This window comes from Methanolacinia petrolearia DSM 11571 (assembly GCF_000147875.1).
GTDB lineage: Archaea > Halobacteriota > Methanomicrobia > Methanomicrobiales > Methanomicrobiaceae > Methanolacinia > Methanolacinia petrolearia.
In genome coordinates, this window is sequence record NC_014507.1 from 2,175,549 (window position 1) to 2,200,626 (window position 25,078).

21 protein-coding genes and 2 tRNA genes are annotated in these 25,078 nt (G+C 44.0%); 16 read left to right on the plus strand and 7 right to left on the minus strand.

The features are described 5' to 3' along the window. Positions 1-221 precede the first annotated feature (221 nt). From MPET_RS14580 to MPET_RS10930, 8 genes are all read left to right on the plus strand, one after another. Entirely contained in the window at positions 222-1,577 is a 1,356-nt protein-coding gene (locus MPET_RS14580) for an immunoglobulin domain-containing protein (RefSeq protein WP_013330085.1), read from the plus strand. A 229-nt stretch (positions 1,578-1,806) separates the two neighbouring features. After that, on the plus strand, positions 1,807-2,862 hold the full coding sequence (locus MPET_RS10905; RefSeq protein WP_013330086.1) for a hypothetical protein: 1,056 nt from the start codon (positions 1,807-1,809) through the stop codon (positions 2,860-2,862). Positions 2,863-3,645: 783 nt separating this feature from the next. After that, positions 3,646-3,819, plus strand: coding sequence for a hypothetical protein (locus tag MPET_RS15365; protein WP_013330087.1), 174 nt, complete (start codon positions 3,646-3,648; stop codon positions 3,817-3,819). A 236-nt stretch (positions 3,820-4,055) separates the two neighbouring features. Continuing rightward, a complete protein-coding gene (locus tag MPET_RS10910; RefSeq protein WP_013330088.1) occupies positions 4,056-5,321 on the plus strand; it encodes a DNA cytosine methyltransferase in 1,266 nt (421 codons plus the stop codon). 93 nt (positions 5,322-5,414) lie between these two features. After that, positions 5,415-6,920: an ATP-binding protein gene (locus MPET_RS10915; protein ID WP_013330089.1), complete on the plus strand. Its 1,506-nt coding sequence runs from the start codon at positions 5,415-5,417 to the stop codon at positions 6,918-6,920. Continuing rightward, entirely contained in the window at positions 6,917-9,679 is a 2,763-nt protein-coding gene (locus MPET_RS10920) for a Z1 domain-containing protein (RefSeq protein WP_013330090.1), read from the plus strand. The genes MPET_RS10915 and MPET_RS10920 overlap by 4 nt, the downstream gene beginning before the upstream one ends. Continuing rightward, complete coding sequence (locus MPET_RS10925; protein WP_013330091.1) at positions 9,669-10,694, plus strand: PD-(D/E)XK motif protein; 1,026 nt, start codon at positions 9,669-9,671, stop codon at positions 10,692-10,694. Before MPET_RS10920 ends, MPET_RS10925 begins: the two co-directional genes overlap by 11 nt. Next, positions 10,687-12,807, plus strand: coding sequence for an AIPR family protein (locus MPET_RS10930; protein ID WP_013330092.1), 2,121 nt, complete (start codon positions 10,687-10,689; stop codon positions 12,805-12,807). The genes MPET_RS10925 and MPET_RS10930 overlap by 8 nt, the downstream gene beginning before the upstream one ends. Here the strand turns inward: MPET_RS10930 and MPET_RS10935 are convergent. Beyond that, positions 12,804-13,220, minus strand: a complete 417-nt coding sequence (locus MPET_RS10935; protein ID WP_013330093.1) for a very short patch repair endonuclease — start codon at positions 13,218-13,220, stop codon at positions 12,804-12,806. The genes MPET_RS10930 and MPET_RS10935 overlap by 4 nt on opposite strands. 119 nt (positions 13,221-13,339) lie before the next feature. Further along, a tRNA-His gene (locus MPET_RS10940) sits at positions 13,340-13,411 on the minus strand. A 241-nt stretch (positions 13,412-13,652) separates the two neighbouring features. Between MPET_RS10940 and infB the strand changes: the two genes are divergently transcribed. Both infB and MPET_RS10950 read left to right on the plus strand, forming a co-directional pair. Then, on the plus strand, positions 13,653-15,467 hold the full coding sequence (infB, locus tag MPET_RS10945; protein WP_013330094.1) for a translation initiation factor IF-2: 1,815 nt from the start codon (positions 13,653-13,655) through the stop codon (positions 15,465-15,467). Positions 15,468-15,521: 54 nt separating this feature from the next. Further along, a complete protein-coding gene (locus tag MPET_RS10950; RefSeq protein WP_013330095.1) occupies positions 15,522-15,929 on the plus strand; it encodes a 30S ribosomal protein S6e in 408 nt (135 codons plus the stop codon). A 7-nt stretch (positions 15,930-15,936) separates the two neighbouring features. On the opposite strand, the gene MPET_RS10955 is transcribed toward MPET_RS10950, so the two are convergent. From MPET_RS10955 to hypB, 4 genes are all read right to left on the minus strand, one after another. Further along, positions 15,937-16,401: a DUF2240 family protein gene (locus tag MPET_RS10955; RefSeq protein WP_013330096.1), complete on the minus strand. Its 465-nt coding sequence runs from the start codon at positions 16,399-16,401 to the stop codon at positions 15,937-15,939. A 3-nt stretch (positions 16,402-16,404) separates the two neighbouring features. Next, on the minus strand, positions 16,405-16,773 hold the full coding sequence (locus MPET_RS10960; protein ID WP_225353816.1) for a hypothetical protein: 369 nt from the start codon (positions 16,771-16,773) through the stop codon (positions 16,405-16,407). A gap of 213 nt (positions 16,774-16,986) precedes the next feature. Beyond that, positions 16,987-17,364, minus strand: coding sequence for a 30S ribosomal protein S8e (locus MPET_RS10965; protein ID WP_013330098.1), 378 nt, complete (start codon positions 17,362-17,364; stop codon positions 16,987-16,989). Positions 17,365-17,494: 130 nt separating this feature from the next. Next, positions 17,495-18,142 carry a hydrogenase nickel incorporation protein HypB gene (gene hypB, locus MPET_RS10970; RefSeq protein ID WP_013330099.1) on the minus strand — a complete coding sequence of 216 codons (648 nt, stop codon included), beginning with the start codon at positions 18,140-18,142 and terminating at the stop codon, positions 17,495-17,497. A 52-nt stretch (positions 18,143-18,194) separates the two neighbouring features. Here hypB and MPET_RS10975 point away from each other — a divergent pair, with 52 nt between their 5' ends. The 5 genes from MPET_RS10975 (at position 18,195) to MPET_RS10995 (ending at position 20,563) form a co-directional block, all read left to right on the plus strand. Beyond that, positions 18,195-18,467, plus strand: a complete 273-nt coding sequence (locus MPET_RS10975; protein WP_048130830.1) for a signal recognition particle subunit SRP19/SEC65 family protein — start codon at positions 18,195-18,197, stop codon at positions 18,465-18,467. A 6-nt stretch (positions 18,468-18,473) separates the two neighbouring features. Next, complete coding sequence (locus MPET_RS10980; protein WP_013330101.1) at positions 18,474-19,121, plus strand: histidinol phosphate phosphatase domain-containing protein; 648 nt, start codon at positions 18,474-18,476, stop codon at positions 19,119-19,121. An 86-nt stretch (positions 19,122-19,207) separates the two neighbouring features. Continuing rightward, entirely contained in the window at positions 19,208-19,441 is a 234-nt protein-coding gene (locus MPET_RS10985; protein ID WP_013330102.1) for an H/ACA ribonucleoprotein complex subunit GAR1, read from the plus strand. A gap of 16 nt (positions 19,442-19,457) precedes the next feature. Next, the gene (locus MPET_RS10990) at positions 19,458-20,465 is read left to right on the plus strand and encodes a transcription initiation factor IIB (RefSeq protein WP_013330103.1); all 1,008 of its coding nucleotides are present in this window, start codon (positions 19,458-19,460) and stop codon (positions 20,463-20,465) included. A 26-nt stretch (positions 20,466-20,491) separates the two neighbouring features. Further along, a tRNA-Ala gene (locus MPET_RS10995) sits at positions 20,492-20,563 on the plus strand. A gap of 427 nt (positions 20,564-20,990) precedes the next feature. Here MPET_RS10995 and MPET_RS14585 read toward each other — a convergent pair. Further along, the gene (locus MPET_RS14585) at positions 20,991-23,672 is read right to left on the minus strand and encodes a tubulin/FtsZ family protein (protein ID WP_013330104.1); all 2,682 of its coding nucleotides are present in this window, start codon (positions 23,670-23,672) and stop codon (positions 20,991-20,993) included. Between the two features lie 328 nt (positions 23,673-24,000). Between MPET_RS14585 and MPET_RS11005 the strand changes: the two genes are divergently transcribed. Continuing rightward, complete coding sequence (locus tag MPET_RS11005) at positions 24,001-24,999, plus strand: 5,10-methylenetetrahydromethanopterin reductase (RefSeq protein WP_013330105.1); 999 nt, start codon at positions 24,001-24,003, stop codon at positions 24,997-24,999. The last annotated feature ends 79 nt before the right edge of the window (positions 25,000-25,078 follow it).

Sequence of the window (25,078 nt, forward strand, 5' to 3'; positions counted from 1 at the left end):
GGGCCAAACACTCTTTTTTTTTATTCGGATTTTTGTTCATGCATTTCAAGCGTGAAATTTTATTATCTGATTATAAATGCAAAGTTCGATCATCGGGGCATAATGCAGGATTAAAGAAGTGTTCTGCTTTTCCCGGCGGCATTACTGCGGATACGTCGAGTCTTCTCACAGTAATCTTAACAGTGCTGATGATCTATAAAAAATTAAAATGGAGTATTTTTATGAATTCTAAATTGATCTCCACATTAATTATAGTTACAGCGATTTTTTGTATAATGTGCCCGGCACAGGCCGAAGGACAGATAAAAGTCACGGCACTGGGGGACGGTTCGTACTTTTTCGATGAAGTGATCGAACTCTCTGGAACGAACACAGCATCCGATAATGTGTACCTTTTCATCACCGGACCGAACCTCAACCCGAACGGAGAAAAACCTGATGAGTTTGGCAGGGCGGCGATAACCGGCGATGAGGACACTTTTATCAAAACTCCGACAGATGTCGACGGCACATGGGAATATGCACTTGATGCCGGCGGGCTTAGTCTTTCATATGGTACTTACACCATCTATGCCGTAACAGAACCGAATAACAAGGGGGACCTGTCGGGCGGCATGTTTGACACGGTAACTATTGTCCTGAAGAAGCCGGAGACCCGGACAAAAGTGGAGGCGGCCGCAGAAACAGCTGAAAACAAGGATATTACAATCACAGCATTGGGAGACGGTTCATACTATAACGGTGAAGAGATCACGTTCTCAGGAACAGATACCTTATCCGATTCCATTTACCTGTTTATCACGGGGCCTACCCTTGACGCGAACGGCGACAAGCTCGATGAACCGGATACAGCAGCAATAACAGGGAACGAAGGTACCTTTGTCAGGGTTGACGCGGATGTCGACAACACATGGGAGTACAAGCTTGATACCACCAGGATTGATTTTAATCCCGGTACTTACACCGTATATGCCGTAACCGAACCGAATAACAAGGAAGACCTGTCGGGCGGTACATATGACACGGTATCGATCGTGATCAAGAGGCCGTTTATTTCCGTGAAGGTCTCCGAACCGGTTATCAAAAGAGGCGAAGAACTTGTAATTACTGGCAATGCCGAGGGAGAACCGCAAGCGATCACCATCTGGGTTCTCGGTTTCAATTACTGGAACGGTGCCAAAACCGGTTCGATGGTGACAGTTGTTCCCGAAGACGACTCCTCATATGAATATGTGCTCAGCGGAGACGAGACAGCGAAGATGGACGACGGGGAATATTACGTAATTGCCCAGCACCCGATGTACAACGATGTGTTTGATGTGACCACAGGGGCAGACGGAGACGGGATATTAGTATCCTGTTTAACTGACCCCGGTTTTTATATCTGGGGAACTGACAACAGGCTTAGAGGTGTTGATGCCGAAGAGATGCTTATCGAGGAGATAGATTCGGCCGATGTCGACGACACATATGCCAAATGCACGTTTAAGGTAGAAGGACAGGCAGGCAGCAGTACTGACAATTCAATATTTTCATCGATCGGGGAATTTTTTGCAGGGGTATTCGGATCGAACTGATCCCAGAAGCATGGCGGGCCATGCCCCCCCATCTCTTTTGATTTTACATGAAACCTTTTTTTCATGAACGTTTTTGTTCACGTTCATCTGTTCCAGCGTTGAGTTTCTACACAGGACTGAAGGGAAGAAACAGGCCCTCTGGGCGCTGTTTTGTTCCGGTTTAATCGAATTCTCTCACAGTACTCTTAACACGGCCGGAGAACTATAAAAAATAAAACGAGCTATTCGAATGAATTCCAAATTACTCTCCATATTAATCATATCAGTATCGGTTTTCTACGTTGTCTGCCCGGCATGGGCAGGCGGGCAGGTTACGATCACGGCACAGGGAGACAGCAGATGTTTCATTGGTGAAAAGATCACGTTCTCCGGTACAAACACAGATTCGGATTACACTTACCTGTTTATCACCGGGGCGTACCTTGATCCAGACGGCGACAAGCTGAGCGATCCGGACACGAAAGCGGTAACAGGCAACGGGGGTACCTTTGCCAGAGCGGCGGTGACCGGCGACAGCTGGAAATACACCCTCGATACCAGAGGTCTGGATCTTGAAGCAGGGGCTTATACCGTATATGCCGTCAGCGAACCGAAAAACAAAGAGGATCTCTCAAGCGGCATATATGACACCGCTTCGATTGTGATAAGAAAGCCTTTTGCTGAGGTAAAGGTCTCCGACACGGATATCCGGGCCGGCGAAAAACTGACGATCAGCGGCACTGCCTACGGGGAGCCGGGCACGCTCGGCATATGGGTCTTTGGTCCGGGTTACTGGAACGGTGCCGGAACAGGCTCGATGGTTACGGAATCTCCTGATGCCGACGGGTCGTACAGGTATGTAATCGAAGGGGAAGAAACCTCGAAGATGGATGGAGGAGAATATTATGTTCTTGTCCAGCACCCGATGTATAACGATCAGCTGGACCTCATCACAAAGCCGGGTTCCGGGGATGATACAATAATCGTATCAGAAAGAGAGTCTTCCGACCCGGTTTTTGTAGTCTGGGGAAGTTCAGCCATAAGCGGTGTCGATGCCTTAAAAGCACTTACCAGAGGATTGCAATCATCCAATATCGACGACAGTTATGAACAGTGCAGTTTCAAAGTGGAAGGCATGACCGAAAACGTCCAGTCCCAAACGGAAGAGAAAACTGAAAAATATCAAACCGAAGAGAAAGAACAGCCTCAAAACGTAGACAATCCCGAGGATGATCAGCCCGAAAAAAGTTCAGGCAACTCCATTTTTTCGGCACTCGCGGATTTCCTGTCGGGCATCTTCAGGTAGATCCGTTCCCGCCTGGGGGAGCCGGGAGCCAATATTCTCTTCTTTTTATCCCGGTTTTGTCTGTTCTTTTAGTCATTCCCGCGGTCATATTTCAGGAGATCGTACAGCCTGCCACAGGTAACGTGTCGAACCTTTCGACAGGTTAGATCCAATCTGTCGAAAGATCCGGAAATTTTCGACAGGTTGAAGGTGATCTGTCGATCCTTTTTCTTCACAGAGCACTCTGCCATGAGTCCTGAATTGTAAAGTAAAGCTTAAATAATGCCAAAAAGACGCCGTAAACACAGTTTTTTGGATCCACACAGAAGCCCTGTATTCCACGATCTCCACCTCATCCGACCAGAACATCGTCTGAAAAAACAGTGCCGCTGACGTGCCGTTATATCGATGTGATCAGGGATTTAATCGAGCTAAAAACGGCAGATTGCAGTTATTTTGGATCACCCTTCAAAACCCTCTTCAAATGACAAAAATAAGCTTATTTTGAGGGTTTTTCAGGTGTGATCTTATCCAGGTACCCGACAACCTTCAAAGAACGGAAGATTTGTACTGACAATTAATCATCCTCCATAATAGTACCAACCATAAGAACAGAGTGACCATATAAAAAATCTATTTAACAGGTCAAATTAACCACATATCCACAAAAAAGCCCCGATCTGCATCGAAAAAGGAACAGTTAAATTCCGGCGGTCAAAATCATATATCATTGAACAGGAGCGATTCAGGTTCAATTCACATATCAAAATTCATAGGACACAACCAGACGAAGAGGACGACAATATGCCGGAAGAAAATTCAGCGAATACAAATACCGAAAACGGAAATAAGAGCAAGGAAGAAAAAGGCCCGTGCACGGGCGAGACCTGCACGATCGAGATGTGCAGGCGTTGTCATGCCAATTCACACAAGTGTGCGGTATCCAAAGTCTACGGCGGAATGGACGAGAATAATTAATTTTCAAATTGAAACTTTTTTCTAATTTTTAATAAAAGATCAATTCGCATTAATTATTTAGAAATCACAAAGACAAAATAACAAAAACCAGATTTGTGATAAAACCATTCACGGTTTTGTAATTATAAAGGATTACTAACAAAAAATAATGAAACGAAAAATAAAAGAAACCTCTTAATCTGAAATAATTTAATAAATATTGATATTGTAATTGCCAATAAGGAGAATTGCCCGTAGTGTCACAGGAAAAAATTGTACTTGATATGTTTGCAGGTGCCGGAGGACTTACAGAGGGATTCTTCCGGAACGATTTCAATATTGTAACCCATATTGAAAAGAACACCACTGCATGTCATACGCTTGCTACACGGGCATTCTATCACTCTTTGGCCAAGAAAGACCGTCAGGATATTTACTATGATTACTATGATCAGAATCTAACACGTGAAGAATTCATTGAAGAGTGTAAATCTCTCGATATACCTGATCCTGGTGTTTTTAATTGTGAATTATCTCCGGAAAGGGAAAATTCAATAAAAAAAATGGTTGGCGGGAGACTTGAGGAAGCCGGCAGAAAAGATGTTGATGTTATCATCGGAGGCCCTCCCTGTCAGGCATATTCTGTTATTGGAAGAAGCCGTGATCCGGAAAGAATGGAAAAAGATCCCAGAAACCACCTTTATCTTCACTACCTCCATTTTATTCAGGAGTATCAGCCGGAAGTTTTTGTCTTTGAAAACGTTCCTGGTCTGATCAGTGCAAAAAAAGGGACTATTCATAAGGATTTCCTCCGCCGTATCGAGGAAATTGGTTATTACACACCTCCTGAACCACACATACTGAATGCTCGGGATTTCGGAGTCTTGCAGAACAGGAAGCGTATTATTTTCATAGGATGGAAGAAAGAGCATGATTTCGAATATCCCAATTTCGGGAATCATGAAAGCGGTTATGTAGTCTGGGATGTGTTACGGGACCTTCCAGAACTTGAACCCGGAACAGGTACCGATGGTCCACAGAGTTACAAAAATGTGCGTCCAAGTGATTATCTAAGTGAATACGGGATCCGTAATAGTGATAAGTCCGTCCGTCATCATATTGCACGCAGTCATATCGAAAGAGATCGTGAGATCTACCGGATAGCAATAAAATTATGGAATTCCGAAAGGAAAAGACTTCATTATAATGAACTTCCGAAAAATCTGATAACACATAATAATCTTTCATCTTTTTTGGATCGCTTCAAAGTGGTAGATGGTGAAGGGTTATCACATGCAGTAGTGGCCCATCTTTCCAGAGACGGACATTACTTCATCCATCCGGACATTAATCAGGCCCGTTCCCTTACAGTAAGGGAAGCTGCCCGCCTCCAGTCCTTCCCTGACGACTACCTGTTTGAAGGATCAAGAACATCACAGTATGTTCAAATTGGAAATGCTGTTCCTCCCCTTATGGCTGAAGGAATTGGAAGAAAAATAAATAATATGCTAAAATATTGCTAAAATTAGATCAAAAAATTTAACCTGTTCTGAAGATTATGTCTGTTATCTAAGAAATTTTATAGAATTCTATCAGTTAACTTTCGGACGATTAAAATGAATAATAAAATACAGGCTGATTTTGATTTGGTTAATCCTGATCCAAGTGCTTTGGTTGAATCATTACGATCTTTTGGCTATAGCCTTGAAGCCTCCCTAGCTGATATTATCGATAATAGTATTGTAGCAGATGCTGATGATATCCAGATTCAGTTTACTTGGCTAGGAGAAAAATCAAAAATTTCTATCATAGATAACGGTTGCGGGATGACTGAAGCAGAGTTAATTAATTCAATGAAACCGGGAAGTAAAAATCCTTTGGATGAACGCGATCCAAAAGATCTCGGAAGATTCGGACTTGGCCTAAAGACAGCTTCCTTTTCACAATGCCGTAGAGTTACTGTTGGTTCTAAAGCAGAAGGAAATAATATCGTCATCAGAAGATGGGATCTTGATTATATAAATCAATGTAAAGAATGGCGGCTACAAAGGATCGATCCAAAAGAAGACAATATATTTTCAGCTCTAGATTCTATGGGACACGGAACAATTGTTTTATGGGAACAAATGGATCGCCTAGTTAAAGGAGCTGACAAGGATGATCGTAAGCGTGAAAATCTTTTTTATAAGCATATTGATAAAGTTAAAAGCCATTTGAGCATGGTTTTTCATAGATTCCTTGAGAAACAGAATTCCGTAAAAATACAAATCAATAACCATCCTATTTCTCCATGGGATCCTTTCTTAAAAAATCATACCGCAACTCAACACCTTCCAGTAGAACCAATTTACTTCAGAGGAGAAAAAATAACAGTTCGAGCTTATGTTCTACCCCACAGATCAAAAATGGACGATCAAACATATGAACAAGCCGGAGGTCCCGGAGGATGGAATGCCCGGCAGGGATTTTATATTTACCGTAACAACAGGCTTATTGTAGCCGGGGACTGGCTAGGTCTTGGTTTCAGGAAAGAAACTTACACGAAACTTGCAAGAATTCTCGTAGACATCCCCAATTCTATGGACGAATATTGGAAAATAGATGTTAAAAAATCAGTCGCACGACCACCACCACAGCTTAGAGAGGATTTCCAACGGATTGCACGTCTTACAATAGATCCTGCCACAGCAGTGTATCGTCACCGTGGAAGAATGGTTGAACGTCAGACCGCGGGAGATTTTGTATTCCCATGGAATACGAATGTCAGAGATGGAAATTATTTTTACACAATTAATCGAAAACACCCCCTAATTGCATCAGTTCTCAACGACCCAATTCAAAATAAAAAGAAAATTGAAGCAATGTTGAGATTGATCGAGGAAACAGTTCCAGTTCCGGCAATTATTCTTAATAATATGAATAATCCCGATCAGATACTACGTCCTTTTGAAAACAGTCCCTCCGAGGAACTTCTTGTGGTATTAGAAGAGATCTGGAATTCTTTGAGGGATAGCGGAATCGATTATAATGAAGCAAAAAGAAGAATCATTAGTATGGAACCATTTTGTGACTACCCCCAAAATGTATCAGTATATCTGGAGTCAAAGGAGAATGAACGATGACAGATACATATAACAGAGCTGTTTCTCTTATCCTCGTGATGCTAAAAGGAGAAACAAACCCTAATTCAGAAACTATTCAAAAAAAGGTCGACCTCGTACTTGGAATGCTTAAGGCTGAAGGTGATTCCGATCCTGTAAACAGAGATCGTTTGATCAAAGATATTGAATCAAGATGTGAAATCTGGCGTGGTTCTGCGACAGTTCTTGAAAATAAAAAAGACCATAAAGTTTGGTTACCTGATAAAAAAAGTCAAATCCCGTGGAAATTCTGGAAGAGATACGAACGCTATCTAATGGAGGAGAAGGGCTTCTCAGAACAAAATATTATTACACTTGATAATCTTACTGACGGGGTACTCGAAAGATTGGAGGATCCTGTACGTGAAGATTCATGGGATAGACGGGGAATGGTTGTTGGATATGTACAGTCGGGAAAAACAGCAAATTATACCGGACTTATCTGCAAAACAGCAGATGCGGGATATAAACTGATTATTGTTCTTGCAGGAATGCATAAAAGTCTGCGAAGTCAGACCCAGGTACGTCTTGACGAAGGATTCCTTGGATTTGATACTCAGTTAAACCGTGCTTTCAATCAGGAAAATTTAAGAATTGGCGTAGGAAGTTTACCTGGAGAGGAGTTTATCACGGTTCATTCTCTTACTTCAAGTGCTGATAATGGTGATTTTAACAGAAGAGTTGCATCTCAGGTAGGAGTTCTGCCAGGTGGAAAAGATCCGGTTATACTTGTTGTAAAAAAGCAAATATCCGTATTAAATAACCTGATTAACTGGGCAATAAGCGTAAGGGGGCAGGAAGATCCAAGTACCGGAAAGAAGATAGTACGTAATATTCCTCTTCTGGTTATTGATGATGAGGCGGATAACGCATCAGTAAATACCAATCCTATTCCTCTTGATGAAGACGGAAAACCGCTTGATGACTACGATGTAAGTAAGACCAACGACAAAATCCGCACCCTATTAGGCCATTTTAAGAAAAGTGCATATGTTGGTTATACTGCAACACCATTTGCAAATATTTTTATTTTCCCGGAAGGGGAAACCAAAACACATGGTGAGGATCTCTTCCCCCGTGATTTTATTATAAATCTGCCGAAACCACCGAACTACATTGGCCCTTCAGAAATTTTTGGTTTTTCTCATGACGATGAAGATCAGGAAGGTCTGGATATAATAAGAAAAATTTATGATTCGGAACAGTTCATCCCAAATAATCATAAAAAAGATTTTAAGCCGAAAAACCTTCCTGAATCCCTAAAAACTGCAATAAAATCCTTTATTATTACCTGTGCTGCCCGTAGAGTTCGTGGAGAATATAGAAATCACAACTCGATGTTGATTCATGTTACAAGATACACTGCTGTACAGAAAGAGTTAGGGGAGCTTGTAAATGAAGAGTTAAGCTTCGTTCGTCGACAACTTGAATATTCTGACCCTTCAGATCCAGATAAAATATATTCTGAATTTAAGAAGATCTGGAATTCAGATTATATCCCAACAACAGATTCAGTCAGAAAACAGATAAACGATCCTCTAATATCAGACGTATCTTGGGAAGAACTATCACCTTACTTATATGATTCTGCTGCTAGGATCAGAATCAAACAAATAAATGGGACCGCAAAAGATGTACTTGACTATAACGATCAGCCGGACGGATTAAACGTAATCGCCATCGGCGGAGATAAACTATCCAGAGGACTGACTCTTGAAGGACTTAGTATAAGTTATTATCTCAGGGCTTCACGAATGTATGATACGCTTATGCAAATGGGGAGATGGTTCGGTTTCCGCCCCGGATATATCGATCTATGCCGGTTATATACATCCCCTGAACTTGTTGAGTGGTATCAGTATATCAATATGGCTTCTGAAGAATTACGAAGTGAATTTGATTATATGGCTATTCTTAACTCTACCCCAAGAGAATATGGATTACGTGTTCGGACACATCCTGACGGATTATTGATAACAGCCGTTAATAAAATGAGAACTGGAACGGTTATGCAACTTTCTTATTCAAATTCACTTATTGAAACGTATAAATTGTATAAAGACACGGAAAAACTCAGGAATAATCTGAATGTTACAAACCAGTTTATACAAAACCTTGGAATTCCAAATGGTTCATCTGTCTTCTTTGAACAGCATAAAATCTGGAAGAATGTGCCTGCTATAGATATCTTAAAGATTTTAGATGAATATCTTATCCATGAAGACTTAAAAAAGGCTAATCCTAGATATCTAAAAGAATATATTAGAAAACAGTTATTAAAAGGAGAATTAACTCACTGGACTGTTGCTCTAATTAACAATAGCCAAGCAAAAAACACCGCTGTAATTGGGAGCTGTGAAATTGGCCTCACTGTCCGAAAACCGGATTTAAATCTGTCAAATTCAAAATATGTTCTTAGAAAAGGACACATAATTGATCCCAAACATGAATATATTGATTTTACTGAGATTCAATTTGAAGAAGCTCTCCAGAAAATGAAAAATGATCCTAACAGGAGAACTCGTTCAGAAGAAGAGCCACAGTTTCCAAGTGGTCAGTATATAAGGGACACCAGACCTCCAGAGCAAGGATTGCTGCTAATTTACCCGTTAGATCCTAACCCCCCAAAAGTAGAAATTCCCGTAATAGGACTTGCATTCAGTATTCCTAAAAGTAATAATGATGTAAAAATTGAATATAAAGTAAATAACATCTACTGGGAGCAGGAATTTGACAGTTGAACAATTCAGTAAAATATGGGAGCAACTGGAAAAAAACTCCCAATATACTGATAATGAAGGTATCCTTTCAATAAGGATATTCCCGGAATCCATTTTTGATTTTTTTCTTGGCGTGCAGCACCCTAAGAAAGAACGGATTTTTATGCTTCGTATAAAAAAGGAGAACATAATTAATCAGTATTCGCTACCTCGTTCAAAGGGATTTGATATTAAACAGGTAATTCTTCCTGAGGATCAGGGACAGTTCGCTACAATTCAGCTCGTTCTTAATGATTTTAGATATCAGGAGATTTTTACACGAGTGACTGAAGATATTGCAGATCATAGTTCCACTAAATCTTCTGAAAAAGAAATGCTTAATGCCCTTTTCAGCCGTCTGGCGATGTGGCAGCAGTTTCTTGACCGGTATGGAGCAGAGGGCCTTAGTCCTAATGCACAAACCGGCCTTTTTGGAGAACTTAAATTTCTCAAAGATTATCTTTTACCTGCAGTAGGTTCTATAAAGGCCGTATCTGCCTGGACAGGACCAAATAAAAAACAACAGGATTTCCAGATCTCAAATATTGCAATCGAAATAAAAACGAGCACTGCAAAACAACATCAGAAAGTTACAATTGCAAATGAACAACAACTTGATGATACTGGCCTAAGAGCACTTTATATGTATCATCTTTCAATCAGAGAAATACAAAATAGTGGTATAACATTACCTGAGATTATCGATAAATTAAGATCTGAAATATCTGAAGATTCCAAAGCGTTGTCATTATTTGAGAATTTTCTTATTCAGGCAGGATATCTGAATGAACAGCGTGAAAAATATGAAACTACAGGTTACATAGACAGAAAAGAACAGATATTCCATATCAGGGATAATTTTCCCCGCATTACAGAAAGAGATCTTATTGAAGGAGTTGGAGACGTTCAATACTCTGTTAACATTTCTACCTGTATTCCATTTAATATAGATGAAATTACATTCCGGGAAGAACTTGAGAGGTGTAGAAATGACTGACACTGATCTTGAACAATTTGCAGAAATGTTTCATCAGGATATTATTGCCGGAATAAGGGATTCTGAATCAGAGTTATTTTCTGAAGAGCAGTTCACCAATCTGATGATGGAGTACCTTGCCGATGCCGGAGAGATCGATGACCATGAAATTTGTTTTCATCAGGCAAGAGGAATAAAAGTTAATGGCTATTCTTTTTTCAATGATAACGAGGCACTGGACCTTTTTGTATCTAATTATACCGGCGATAATCCACCAGTACGTGTAACAAAAACTGATCTCAATCTACAATTAAAACGCCTCAGAAATTTTTTTGATAAAGCAATCAAGAGGGAATATCTAAGTTTTGAAGAATCATCACCAGCTTTTGACCTTGCTGATCGCATATACCAGCTTCGGAACAAACTAAATCTTATCCGTTTATTTGTTCTGAGCGATGGAATTGCAAATATCGAAGAAGTTCCTGATGATGTTTGCGGACCCTATCTTATTTCCAGCCATATCTGGGACATAGAAAGATTACACCGCCTTGTAAGCTCCGAACAAAAACAGGAACCTGTAGTAATCGATCTGATTAGCGAATTCAATGAACCACTTCCCTGTCTTTCTATGCCGGAAGAGAATTCAGTATACTCTACTTATCTTTCCATAATGCCCGCAAATATGCTCGCAGATCTATACGGTAAATTTGGTCCACGGCTTCTCGAAAGAAACGTTCGTGCTTATTTACAGATGAGAGGGAACGTAAACAAAGGAATTCGTGATACAATTATAAACCAGTCTCATATGTTTCTGGCATATAATAACGGGATTTCTGCAACAGCAGACGCAATTGATTTAATTGAGGGCAATAATGGAATTCCTTGTATCAGTAAAATTCGTGATTTTCAGATAGTAAATGGAGGCCAGACCACTGCTTCAATATATCATACACGTTCCAAAGAAAAGAAAGATATATCCGGGGCTTTTATACAGGTAAAACTTACAGTTTTAAAAAACCCTGAAGACGCAGATATCATTGTTCCTAAGATATCTGAATATGCAAACAGCCAGAATAAAATAAACGCTGCAGATTTTACATCAAATGATCCTTTCCATATCGCAATTCAGAAATTATCCCGGCAGATTTGGGCACCGGCGAAGAGAGGAAATCAGCGGGAAACTCATTGGTACTATGAACGTGCCAGAGGGCAATATCAGGATGAAAAAGCACGAAAGCTTACCCCTAAACAAAGAAGAGTATTTGGAGAACAAAATCCTACCGGGCAGCGATTCACTAAAACAGACCTTGCCAAATTTGAACAGTCGTGGGATCAATTGCCCTATATTGTTAGTCTAGGAGCGGAGAAAAATTACAGAGATTTCATTATAAGATATAGAGAGAACGGAGAATTCACCCCGGATGCCGGCTACTTCCACCTTTTAATCGCAAAGGCCATCCTATTCAAAAGAACAGACAAAATTGTCCTTAGCCAAAAATACGGAGGATATAAAGCTAATAATGTAACATATACAGTTGCTCTTCTCTCAAAACTTACAGAAAAACGAATTGACCTTGAGCATATTTGGAAAGAACAGAAACTTTCACAGGCTCTTGATAATGTCATTACCAAAATCTCAGGAATTGTTCAGGCGCATATTACTTCACCACCAGGAGGAAAAAACATCACTGAATGGTGTAAAAAGAAAGACTGCTGGGATTCATTATTAAAGAAGAATATTTCAATAACGGATGAACTGAAGAATGAATTAGTGGATGATGATATTCTAAAGTCACGGGATGTAAGAGCTCGTATGGAACCTGAAAGAAATGAAGATGAAAATAATGAAAATAGTTATTCAGAGGATGGATCTGACCTCTTGGAATTAGAAAATTCAATTAATTATCAGGATCTTATAAGAAACCTCACTCCTCAAAAATGGCTGAAAATAATCAGGAAAGCAAACGACACAGGGATTTTTTCAGAGGATCAAATAGTTCTTCTCAGACGGATGCAAAAGATGGCAGGGAGAAGAATTAAGCCAAAAGATGATCAGGTTCAGCAAACTGGAAAAATATTGCAGAGTCTTATAGACAAAATTCAGGAGGAAGATCCTGAATATCATTTCACTTAACTTCCATTTGATTTTAAAATTGAAATAATTTTTAAAACAACCCCTTCAGCTTCTCTCCTGACTTCATGCTCCCAGAATCTTAAAACAGTCCAGCCCGAATCCTCAAGTTCCTTCGTGATTTTTTTATCTCTCTCAACATTCCCGTTGATCTTGTTCATCCAGAATTCTGTATTTGTCTTTGGTTCTATGAAACATTCCGGACACTTGTGCCAGTAACAGCCATCGATGAAAATTGCAATTTTTTTCTTAGGAAACACGATGTCCGGTTTCCCCGGAAGATCATAATGAATTCTGTAACCTCTCACTCCCTCTGCCCAAAGCATTTTCCGGATCTTCATTTCCGGTTTTGTATTTTTGCCCTTTATTGCGGACATATTCTTCTTCCGCTGTTCGGGAGTAAGGACATCAGTCATTTTGATCTATACCGATGATAAATTTTAGTAATTTAGAATTTGTACAGGAAATAAAAGTTTGTTTTGATCAAAACACTCAAAAATACTTTCGAACTTTAAAATCGTACAAAAAACAAAAAGGCCGGGGCCGAGATTTGAACCCGAGTCCAGGGAGCCACAATCCCTGAGGATAACCACTACCCTACCCCGGCAAATGGCTTATTTATTTTGATGGACATTATAGATTAAGATTATCTTTTAGTCCCGGTTTTGGTTAAATGCAGGGCTTTATAAGATAGGATAATAATCATCTGTATCTAATAGTATAGGACAGTCTGGTAATAAGATTCTGAATTATCCCTTCCCGCGGCTTAACATGAAAATCTCTTTGTGATTTACATGAAACAGTGCATGAAACATTTGTTTCATGACCGTTTTTTTGGAGAGAGAACAATGGCAAAGAAAAAGAGTCAGAAGAAATCCAACACAGGTTCCGCATCCTCCTCGCTCAGAACGCCAATCGCATGCGTACTCGGGCATGTAGACCACGGCAAAACCTCCCTGCTCGACAAGATCAGGGGATCGTCGGTCGTGGCAAAGGAGGAGGGTGCAATCACACAGCATATCGGTGCGACAATAATACCCCTCGAAGCCATTGAAAAGATGAGCGGAACGGAAGGCAAAATGCACTTCGATATCCCCGGCCTCCTTTTTATCGACACTCCCGGCCACCACGCGTTCACCACCCTCAGGGCAAGGGGCGGAGCGCTGGCCGACATGGCAATCCTCGTCGTCGATATAAACGAAGGATTCCAGCCGCAGACGATCGAAGCGCTGCACATACTTAAAAACTTCAAGACCCCGTTCGTGGTCGCCGCAACAAAGATCGACAGGATCCACGGGTGGAGAGTAACCGAAAACGCCCCCTTCCTCAAGTGCTACAAGGCGCAGAACGAAAGGGTCCAGACCGATATCGAGAACAAGACCTACGAGATAGTCGGGAAACTCTCCGAAGAAGGCATCAACAGCGAGAGATACGACAGGATAAAGGATTTTTCCAAGAATGTCGCAATCGTTCCCGTAAGCGGAGTCACCGGCGAAGGCGTCCCCGATCTCCTCATGGTCATGATCGGGCTTGCACAGCGTTATATGACCGAAGGCCTCTCTTTATCGGTCGAAGGCCCCGGCATCGGAACAGTCCTCGAAGTAAAGGAAGAGAAAGGTCTCGGGACTACACTCGACGTTATCCTTTATGACGGAACACTCAATGTCGGCGACGAGATAGCGGTCGGCGGAACAAACGGCGTAATCGAGACCAAGGTCAGGTCCCTTCTCCAGCCCCGCCCGATGCAGGAGATCCTCACGGAAGACAAGTTCGAGAGGGTCAAGTCGGTAACAGCGGCAAGGGGAATCAAGGTCGCCGCACCAAATCTCGACGATGCAGTCGCAGGCTCGCCCATAAAAGTGATCAAAGGCGACAGAGACGAGATCGTCGACAGCATCATCCACGAGATGGAGGATATCGAGGTCAAACTCTCCGACGAAGGAATCTACATCAAGGCAGACACCATCGGTGCCCTCGAAGCACTCTCCAAGGAGCTTGAAGGGCATAACATCCCGATTATGCGTGCGGAGGTCGGACCTGTCAGCAGGCATGACATCATAGAGGTCGGCACGGTTAAAAACCCCCTGCTCTCGATCCTCCTCGCCTTCAACACACAGCTTCTTCCGGACGCCATAGACACACTGCTCGACAACTCGATGAAGCACGTGAAGGTCTTCCAGGGCGGAGTCATATACCACCTCATCGACGACTATCTCGAATGGGAGGAGAACACCCGCCGCGAGATCGAAAAGCAGACATTTGAAAAGCTGATAATGCCTGCAAAGATCATCCTCCTCCCCGACTGCATATTCAGGCAGAGCAACCCGGCAGTTGTCGGCGTTCGCGTACTCGGCGGCAAACTCCAGAGCGGAATCAACCTGGTTCACCTCGACGGAAGAAAGGTCGGCAGGATCAAACAGATTAAGTCCGGGCAGGACAGCATATCCGAAGCAGGAGAAGGAAAAGAAGTGGCGATATCGATAGAAGGGCCAACAGTGGGAAGGCAGATCGATGTCGGCGACCAGCTCTTTGTCGACATTCCGGAAAACCACGTAAAGGTAATCGAAAAAGAGATGCTTGGACGGTTGGATCCCGGAATGAAAGAAGTTTTGGAGGAATTCACCTCCATGAAAAGAAAGGACGAACCCTTCTGGGGTAAGTAGTTTTTTTAAGGTTACAGCTCAAAATTATAAAGACCTAAATATTGGAGATTCACAATGGCAGATTTCAAAGTAGTATTGTCCGACCCCAAAAACGGCATGGCTTACAATATCGAGGCTACCGGCGGGATGGCAGGATCATTAATGGGTAAGAGCGTTGGCGACGTAATAAAGGGAGACCTTCTCGGCTTCGAGGGCTACTCGATCGAGATCACCGGCGCAACAGACAGAACAGGAATTCCGGCAAGAAAGGATCTTCCCGGCGCAGGCAAAAGAAGACTCCTTCTCTCCGAGAGCACAGGGTTCCACCCAACATACGATGGTCAGCGCATGAGAAAGACCATCAGGGCATCCGAGATCACCGGCGACTTCGTCCAGATCAATGCAAAGGTCGTCGAATACGGTGCAAAGGCTCTCAAGTCATACTTCGAGCCCGAAGAACAGCCCGCAGAAGCTGCGGAGTGAAAAAAGATTAATCTATTTTCCCAATACTTTTCTTCAATTCATCGAGATATTCTTCAAAGCCGACCCCGTATTCTCTTGCAAGTATGACTATCGCAGCCTCGGGAAGGAGGTTGCCGTCGAATTCATCCTCCATGAGTGCATTCATCTCCGAGATTACCGCATTTATCTCGATCCCGTTCTTTTCCGCAATGGCGGCGGCAAGAGACTCGACAGGGTCCTTTTTTTCAAATATCTCAGACGACGGTTTATAGCCGAGAGGTATGTCTATTTTTGAAAACTCCTCGGGTATCGAAAAATAGTCCCCCTCCTTCCTGATCAGGCCCTCTGCATCCGCCATTGAGATCACCTTCTCCGCCTGCTCGCGGTTCATCCAGTGGCGATCGATAGCGAGATAAAAAACGATTTCGGACTTCTTCAGACGGTTACGGCCCATGTTCCTGAACGGTGCGGCAATCGTCATTTGAAGAGTCAAAGTCTACCTCCCGAGAATCAGGTTTTTCAGGTCGAGTGCATCGACATTGCCGGCAACTCCTTCCTTTGCAATATAGCAGTCGCAGGCCATCCCCTTCTCTTCAACCTTTACCAGAAATGAAGTTGTTGAGCGTGGTATTCTCCTCTCACCGGTGAGGATCGTCTCGTTGAACATAATCCTGAAATCCACGGTATCAGTTGTCGTGTCATAGAATCCGGGAATATTTTCAATCTTATCGAAACCAGTCTTATCTTTTGCAACAAAAACCTGCAGATCGAGTTTTACCAGTTCGTTCCCGACTTTTTTCGTTATATGTTCTCCGTCAAAAGATCCGATTCTGCTGATGACAGTCATAAAAGGCTCTTCTGCCACAAAATCAAGATCACACCTGAGAGGAAAGCGGAAGTATACTCTGCGCATAAGTACAGAATAGTTTGGTTCCTATAAAAATGTGCAGGAATCGAATGATTCCTGTACTGTTTTGAGGATAAATCACGAAGTGATTTTACGATGAAACATTCATGTAATGAAGTTTCGAACACGTACAGAATTTAAAATTGATAAAAGAAAAACGACACAAAAAAATTATTCAGTCAGAACGGCATTAATTGTGCCGTCCTGGCCGGGCCTTGACAGGATCCTTGCATTTCCAAGCTCTGTCTTGATGATTGCGCCCTTGGTTAAAAGATTACGGCGAACGTAGTTCGGGTTTGCCGGGTTCTCGACCACGGTCTCGATCATAACCTTCTTTGTCTCACCGGTCTTCGGGTTTGACACGCTTGCAAACTGTGCACGAAGAGCCCTCATCTTGTAGTTTCCGCCATGGGTCCTGATAACCTTGTAGCGAACCTCGCCGATGTGAGTGTCTGCCGGAGCCCTGCCTACTTCAATTCTTCTCTTACCACGAACGAGACGGACACGACCGCCTGTTACTTTCCTTACGGATCTTCCTTGCCAAAGCATTGATACACCTATATCTATTACTATCTCGTCAACAGGAAAAAGCTGATAACGCTTTTCCCGCAGTCAACTGAAGTGCTATATATATTCAATTTTTAGTTATTTAACTCCACCGCAAAATGCCGGGGGGAGATCATTTCAGGATCTCTTCGGTGAGTTCCGAAATCCCGTCCCCTGTCTTAAGATTTGTCTTAAATACAGGCATTACAGGATTATATTTCGCGATGTCATCGACCATTCTCTCGACATTGCATCCGACGTATTCCGCCAGATCCACCTTGTTGATTACAGCGATATCGCACCCGCGAAACATCATAGGATGCTTGTTGACGACATCGTCGCCCTCTGTCGTGCTCACAACCACTATACGCTTCTCTGCACCGAGGGCAAAATCGGTTGGGCACACCATGTTTCCGACATTTTCAATAAAAAGGATGTCAATCTCATCGAGGGGGAGATGCTCGAGTGCATGCTCTACGATATGGGCATCAAGATGGCACTCCTTACCCGTATTAGCATTAACAGCCTTTGCACCGGTCGCCACGATTCTCTGGAAGTCGTCGTCACCCCAGACATCTCCTGCAATCGCACCTGTTTTAAGCCCACGCTTCCCGAGCTCGGGCACAATTCTTTCGATAAGGGAGGTTTTCCCCGAACCGATCGCCCCAAGAAGGTCAAACCCGCGAATTCCATGACCCTTTAAAAGATGGTGGTTTTTGTGTGCGAGTCTGTTGTTTGCCTCAAAAATATCCTTTTCAATACTCACGTCAACGTGATGCATGGATAGAGGTATGATCATACCTGTTATTAGGTTCACTGATCAAACAGTAATCATGGAAGATGAACGAATCCTTTATCCCTGCTATTTCAATAAGGAACTGAAGAGAAGCGAAGGGAGGAGGGTGCCGGTATCCGCCGGAATAACCAAACCGGATACCCAGAACATCTATAAAGCAGCAAAAAAGGCGGGGCTTTCGGCAAGAACCGAGGAGAGCAAACATCCGGCCCACTGGACAGAAAAAGGCGGACGGATCATTGTATCCTGGAAAGGTTCAAAAGAAATACTGATAAAAAAAATAGCAGAGAAATTGTCGGAAGGTAACTGAGCGGACATGTACGATCTTCACACGCACACTATTCATTCTGACGGGGAGCTCCTTCCGACCGAACTTATCCGGAGGGCCGCTGTTTTGGGATACGATATCATAGGTATTACCGATCATGCCGACAGGTCGAACATTTCCCAGATCATAAAAATGACTGAATCGATCAGAAGCTCCGCAGAAGAGTACGGAATAAGGCTGGTCACAGGCGTGGAGATTACTCACGTCCCTCCGCGGGAGATTCCCGAACTTGCACGGCTTGCAAAGGAAGAAGGTGCGGAGATAGTGATTGTCCACGGCGAGACAGTAGTCGAACCTGTGATGAAAGGTACGAATTCAGCTGCATGCAGCTGTGAATACGTTGATATTCTTGCCCACCCCGGTCTGATCTCGGAGCAGGATGCAGAACTCGCGAAGGCCAGCGGGGTTTTTCTGGAGATAACTTCAAGGGGAGGGCACAACAGGACGAACGGCCATGTCTACAGGATCGCCGAAAGAACAGGATGCAGAATGGTAGTAGATTCGGACACCCACGATCCGGGAGATCTTATGACCGAAGAAGCGCGCAAAGCCGTAGCGCTGGGCGCAGGAATGAACAGGGACACTGCAGATAAGATTTTATCAGATTATGAAGTCAGAGATCTTCTGAAGAGATAACAAATATTTAAAAGTTGCCGGAAAATTTATATAAAATTTAATCTAACATATATAGGTTACGAAAAAAATCGACCAGTTTTTCAGGAATGAGCCTATTGAAATTAGCCGGAATTGTCCAGTTTATAATAAATGAGCATATGATCGTTGCAAAATGCGATGCGGCGCAACTGCCCCCCCTGCATGCAAACATCATAGACAGGCGGAACAGAAAAGCCGGAAAACTGGTTGAAATTTTTGGAAATATCAAATCACCGTATGCTGTAATATGGTGCGAAAGGTCGGATAACCGAACAACCGGAGAGAAACTTTACACGAAATAATTCACTGGTGAAAACTATGCAGGAAATAGAGAAACTTAAACAACTTCAGAGCCAGAGAGAGGCTCTTAAAAAGCGTACATCGCAGGTAGAGAAAGAGCAGAAGAAAAAGGAGGAATCCTCAAAGACGGTCTGTCCCGAGTGTGGAAGCAGGCAGCTTATCCACGACTACGAGCGTGCGGAACTTACCTGCCAGAACTGTGGTCTCGTACTTGAAGAGGAGTTCATCGACAGGGGTCCCGAGTGGCGTGCATTCGACCACGACCAGCGCATGAAGCGTTCCCGTGTCGGTGCACCGATGACCTTCACGATCCACGACAAGGGTCTCTCGACTATGATCGACTGGAGAAACCGCGACTCGTACGGAAGAGCGATCTCCTCGAAGAACCGTGCACAGCTCTACAGGCTCCGCAAGTGGCAGAGAAGGATTCGTGTTTCGAACGCTACCGAAAGAAACCTTGCATTCGCACTCTCCGAACTCGACCGTATGGCATCGGCTCTCGGTCTTCCTAGAAATGTCCGTGAGACAGCAGCGGTCGTATACCGTGATGCGGTAGACAAGAACCTCATCCGCGGAAGAAGTATCGAAGGAGTAGCTGCAGCCGCACTCTATGCAGCCTGCCGCCAGTGCAGCGTCCCGAGAACACTCGACGAGATTGCCGAGGTATCCCGTGTATCGAGGAAAGAGATCGGAAGGACATACAGGTTCATATCGAGAGAGCTCGGATTGAAACTCCTGCCCACGTCCCCGATCGACTACGTCCCGCGCTTCTGCTCCGGATTAAACCTCAAAGGAGAGGTCCAGTCGAGGGCTGTTGAGATCCTTCGCCAGGCCGGAGAAAGAGAGCTTACAAGCGGCAGAGGGCCTACAGGAGTCGCAGCGGCCGCGATTTACATCTCCTCGATCCTTGGCGGCGAGCGCCGTACGCAGCGTGAAGTTGCAGAGGTCGCAGGTGTAACCGAGGTTACGATTAGGAACAGGTATAAAGAGCTGGCAGAGAAATTAGATATAGAGATTATTCTCTGATTAAACAATTTTTAACGGATTAATTCGGGCTTGTAGATCAGGGGTAGATCGCTACGTTCGCAACGTAGAGGCCGCGGGTTCAAATCCCGCCAAGTCCATTTTTGTTATTTTGTATATTCGCTAATTTTTTATGATTTTTTTATTTTTCTTCTATCTTCAAGAGATGACCGCAGGTCATCGTCGGGGTTTCGAAAGGGGTTGAAAACCCCTTCGGTCCGCAAAAGCAGATTCTGCGGGTTCAAATCCCGCCAAGTCCATATTTTGTTTCTCTAAAATTAGGCTAATTTTTTATTATTTTTTTATTTTTTTTATATCTTCAAGATATGACCGCAGGTCATCGTCGGGGTTTCGAAAGGGGTTGAAAACCCCTTCGGTTGCCTCGGCCGGGGAATATTAATTGCGTTAGATCTACCGCGATTTTGATAATTGTTGACGCTTCAAAAAAACTGATTCATTGAAAACAATAGAAATAAAAGAAAATCTGTTTATAACAAAAATCAGTTAAAAAAAGATTCAGAATAAATTTCAGGCCCAAAAAAGATCTTCGTCCTTGGAATCCGATCCCTTTTTGGCATTCTTCTTCTGACCGGGTGCAGGGGTGAAATCACCGGTTCCTGAAAAAGAAGATTTCCCCGGACTTCCTTTCGAGTGCCCGGGAGATCCCTTGCCGGTTACCGATTTGGCAAAGATATCGTCTTTAGGCTTCGCGGCCGCCCCACCTCTCATCCTTATATTGTCTGAAAGAAGTTCCTTCGGGCTGCTTCCACTCCCTTTCCTCATCCTGATATTGTCAGAGAGGAGTTCCTTCGGTCCTTTTACACCGCCGCCCTGCCTCATACCAATATTGTCGGAAAGGAGTTCTTTGGGCTTTTTCACCTTGCCCTTCACCGATATCCTGTCACTATCTTTGGGAAGGATATTCGGTTTCATATTTACTTTCCCACCCGAGAAAGTGCTGTCGTTGACCGACATATTCTTTCCAACCGAAACTCCCGAACCGGTAAACGTACTGTCATTCGGATGGATCGCTTTTCCGGCAGAGACCGATCCTCCCCCGAATACATTGTCCTTCGGCCTCATCTTCGAGCCTGCAGAGAAGTTGCCTGCCGAAAGAGTCTTGTCGGTCGCATGGAATGAATTTCTGCCGATGCTGATCTTCTCACCGACCATCGCAACATCGCTCTTCTCTTTTGGCATCATCGGGCCCTTTATCCTCGCACCTGCCCCGAAGATTGTATCTTTAGGTGCGTTTCCCATATTGACAGACGTCATCCTCGTCATATCGGAAACGTTGCGCTCCGATCTTCCCGGAAGGATGATTCCGTTGTTGTCTACCTTCTTCTCTTTCTTTCCCGATATCGAGATCTGGTCGTCCTTTACAGCAGGTTTTAAGGAATCATTCTCGCGTTTCTCAGCAGAATACTCCTGAAATTCCTGCTCCATAACATACTCTCTCGATGTAAGCGGAATGTCCTCCGGTTCGGGCCGCCGCCTGACCGGTGTCTTTTCCTCATCCATCCAGCCGCTGTCAAACGGATCTACGGAAGACTCAGGTTCGCTGTCATCCTCCAGGAGTGCGGAGAATGAATACTGTTTCTTATATTCTATAAATCGCGGATCATTTGCCAACTCATGGGTTTGGGGTTCTTCTTCAGGCTCATCCTCAAGGAAATCCTTCAGATCAAGAGACCCTTCTGAATCCTCCGAATATTCCGAATCCATATATCTGTCATCTCCTACCTCAATAATCGGTGCAACATTTAAGTTCCTCTTCGCCTCTGCCCTTGGGGGTTTTGAAGAATAACCACCTATAAACTCCAATGCCTCCTGTTCAAGGGCCTCATCGTTCCGGCTGTAAGGATCGTAAGCCGGAGCATAGTAATTCTGCGGGGGCTGTGCTCTCCCGGGCTCATAATTCTGCACTCGCCGGACCGCCTCAGCCGGTTCATCTGCAGGTATAAACCCTGAATCATTCTGAGAGGAACCCATTCCTGATAAAAGAAGCATCTCCTCCTCGAGCAGGCTCTGGTCTTCCCCCATTGCTTTCTTCTCATCCTGTTCACGGAGAAAATCGTCCCTGAGCCTTTTTATCTCTTCCAGCCGCGGGATGTTATGGATTCCCGAGAGCATTATAATAATCCCGACGAACTTCGTATTGGTTACAGGATAATCTCCCGCCCTCATTTCCAGCCCGGCGATACTCGTATCTATCCATTTTCTGACGGTCTGAAAACCCTTCATCGACAGTTCCCTCGAAGGACCAGCAATCAGGATCAGGGCCTTTTCTGCGCTTGTCAGGTCGCATGGAACTGAGATATCCTCATAGACGGCTTTCTTTGCAAGAGCGACAATTCTCGTCGCCCTTTTCTGTGACTCCTCACTGAAATTGTTCAGCTGTTTTTCAGGGAGCCACTTATCGAATATATCGGTCCAGTTTGTCGGAAGAGGCTCCACCGCATAGCCGACAGCAGTAATTCCATTGCCTTTCAGGGTATTCAGGATTTCACCGGCATCGAGGACAACCTCGGCTGAATCGAAACCGTCTTCGTTGAACTCTCCCGCTCTCAGTAAAAGTCCGATCTGGCGGGATATTTTCTCATTCAGCATCCTGTACATATCCCTCGGGTTTTCGGGGAATGTTTTGCCATAGGGTGACGGGGTACTTACCGGATTTCCAGCTTCATCGATCGTGACTTCAAAGGAGGCTTTTATCTTCCTGTACCAGGTCTCGTTGTCGAAAAGAAATATTCCGTCGACAGATTCTTCGATCTTTTCAAGATCGTCGGCCGCTTTTGCCGCCTGCCGCCTGCCTTCTCTGAGATAAGGAAGTGTACAGACTACAAAAACAGGCTCGAAATACGACTTGCGGATCTCTTTGGTCAGATCAGGGATGATATCACTGAGATTCCCACCCAGACCGGTGAATATCATTATCGCATCGATATCGATATTGTCCATCCTTTTGATCTGTGTCATTACCTCGTTCAGATCGACGGTGGAGCGTACATCGAAATGGACCTCGGGATCAATTGCAGGAAAGAATATCTTGGACTCATCAGGAAGGTAACGGAGCTGTGACAGGAAATTTCCGTCAGTATCCACTACTACAGCAGACATACAGCTTATACTGCTGCGCTGGTCCTGATAATATAGCTGGTCGACGATCCTCGACCCTGCACCTCCTACGCCTATTGTAAGGATCCTCATATCAGTGAAAGGCTTCCGAAGTCAGAAATCCCTGACAGGGATTATTCCGCTTTTATCCCACATTCGCTTTATAAAACATGTACACTCGGAAACTCATGATATACTTTCCGGTGAACCCAATCTGCCGTACGAGCGACATATGTAATAAGAATAATATGTAAGTACATATCAATAAATTCTCGTGATAAAACAGGCTGAAAATACAGTTATTACAACAGCCGGAATCCATATTTTTCTTATTTTTTTTCAAAATCCAAAAGATAATGCAACAAAATGGCAATGTTTTTAAATCTCCCGGAATTAATACTCTATTTGAGGTGAATAGACCTTGAGTTATGGAATAGAATTTGTACCAGGAAACATCAGCGTTAAGCAGGTTGTAAAGTACTGTAAACTCGCAGAGAACAAAGATATTGACTTTGCGTGGATTACAAACCACTATAACAACCGCCACTGCTACCCCACCCTTGCAGCAATTGCACAGGCGACAGACAGCCTCAAGATGGGACCGGGTATCATGAACACATTCACGGACACTCCGGCAGCAATTGCATCCTTTATGTGCACACTGAACGAGATCTCCGAAGGGCGCGCAGTTCTCGGTATCGGACCAGGCGATCTCTCGACACTCCCGAAGCTCGCAATCGACCCCGTAAAGCCCGTTGCACGCCTGAAGGAAGGTGTCCAGCAGATCAAGGCACTCTGCTCAGGGCAGGAAGTCAAGAAGAGCGGAAACATGGAATTCTTCGACTACGATGGTGCAAAACTTACCGGTGTCCAGCTTCCGGGCAAGAAGGGAATCCCCGTATACATTGGTGCCCAGGGACCCAAGATGCTCGAACTTGCAGGTGAGATCGGAGAGGGAGCACTCATCAACGCATCAAACTCCAAGGACTTCGACATCGCAATCCCGCTGATCAAAGCGGCATGCGACAAGGTTGACGACAAGAAGTTCAAGAAGTTCGATGTCGGTGCATACACCGCAATGTCGATCGACCAGAGCGAGAAGAAGGCACGCAATGCAGCAAAGATCGTTGCAGCATTCATTGCAGCAGGTTCACCACCGGCACTTCTCGAACGCCACGGCCTTGACCTTTCAAACGTAGCAAAGATCAAAGATGCACTTTCACGTTTCGACTTCGGTGCAGTCGGAGGACTTGTCGGAGACGGCGAGATCGATGCATTCACAATCGCAGGAACACCTGAGATGGTAAAAGAGAAGTGCGAGAACCTTACCGCATCAGGAGTTACACAGATCATCTTCGGTTCACCACTCGGACCCGACATGACAAACTCCATCCGCCTTCTCGGAAAGTACATTGTCTAAGTAAAACAGGACAATATACCAAAATTTTTTTGTTTTCAGCACCTTTCTTAAAATAGTACTGCCCAGGCAGGACAATGTA

What these genes read in the sequence shown, in the direction of transcription:
- MPET_RS10965 (WP_013330098.1), bottom strand. Translation starts at nt 17,364, where the DNA reads ATGCTTTGGCAAGGAAGATCCGTAAGGAAAGTAACAGGCGGTCGTGTC.
- MPET_RS10950 (WP_013330095.1), top strand. Translation starts at nt 15,522, where the DNA reads ATGGCAGATTTCAAAGTAGTATTGTCCGACCCCAAAAACGGCATGGCT.
- MPET_RS10915 (WP_013330089.1), top strand. Translation starts at nt 5,415, where the DNA reads ATGAATAATAAAATACAGGCTGATTTTGATTTGGTTAATCCTGATCCA.
- MPET_RS10980 (WP_013330101.1), top strand. Translation starts at nt 18,474, where the DNA reads ATGTACGATCTTCACACGCACACTATTCATTCTGACGGGGAGCTCCTT.
- MPET_RS10905 (WP_013330086.1), top strand. Translation starts at nt 1,807, where the DNA reads ATGAATTCCAAATTACTCTCCATATTAATCATATCAGTATCGGTTTTC.
- MPET_RS10930 (WP_013330092.1), top strand. Translation starts at nt 10,687, where the DNA reads ATGACTGACACTGATCTTGAACAATTTGCAGAAATGTTTCATCAGGAT.
- hypB (WP_013330099.1), bottom strand. Translation starts at nt 18,142, where the DNA reads ATGCATCACGTTGACGTGAGTATTGAAAAGGATATTTTTGAGGCAAAC.
- MPET_RS10985 (WP_013330102.1), top strand. Translation starts at nt 19,208, where the DNA reads ATGAGCCTATTGAAATTAGCCGGAATTGTCCAGTTTATAATAAATGAG.
- MPET_RS10935 (WP_013330093.1), bottom strand. Translation starts at nt 13,220, where the DNA reads ATGACTGATGTCCTTACTCCCGAACAGCGGAAGAAGAATATGTCCGCA.
- infB (WP_013330094.1), top strand. Translation starts at nt 13,653, where the DNA reads ATGGCAAAGAAAAAGAGTCAGAAGAAATCCAACACAGGTTCCGCATCC.
- MPET_RS10920 (WP_013330090.1), top strand. Translation starts at nt 6,917, where the DNA reads ATGACAGATACATATAACAGAGCTGTTTCTCTTATCCTCGTGATGCTA.
- MPET_RS10975 (WP_048130830.1), top strand. Translation starts at nt 18,195, where the DNA reads ATGGAAGATGAACGAATCCTTTATCCCTGCTATTTCAATAAGGAACTG.
- MPET_RS14580 (WP_013330085.1), top strand. Translation starts at nt 222, where the DNA reads ATGAATTCTAAATTGATCTCCACATTAATTATAGTTACAGCGATTTTT.
- MPET_RS14585 (WP_013330104.1), bottom strand. Translation starts at nt 23,672, where the DNA reads ATGAGGATCCTTACAATAGGCGTAGGAGGTGCAGGGTCGAGGATCGTC.
- MPET_RS15365 (WP_013330087.1), top strand. Translation starts at nt 3,646, where the DNA reads ATGCCGGAAGAAAATTCAGCGAATACAAATACCGAAAACGGAAATAAG.
- MPET_RS10990 (WP_013330103.1), top strand. Translation starts at nt 19,458, where the DNA reads ATGCAGGAAATAGAGAAACTTAAACAACTTCAGAGCCAGAGAGAGGCT.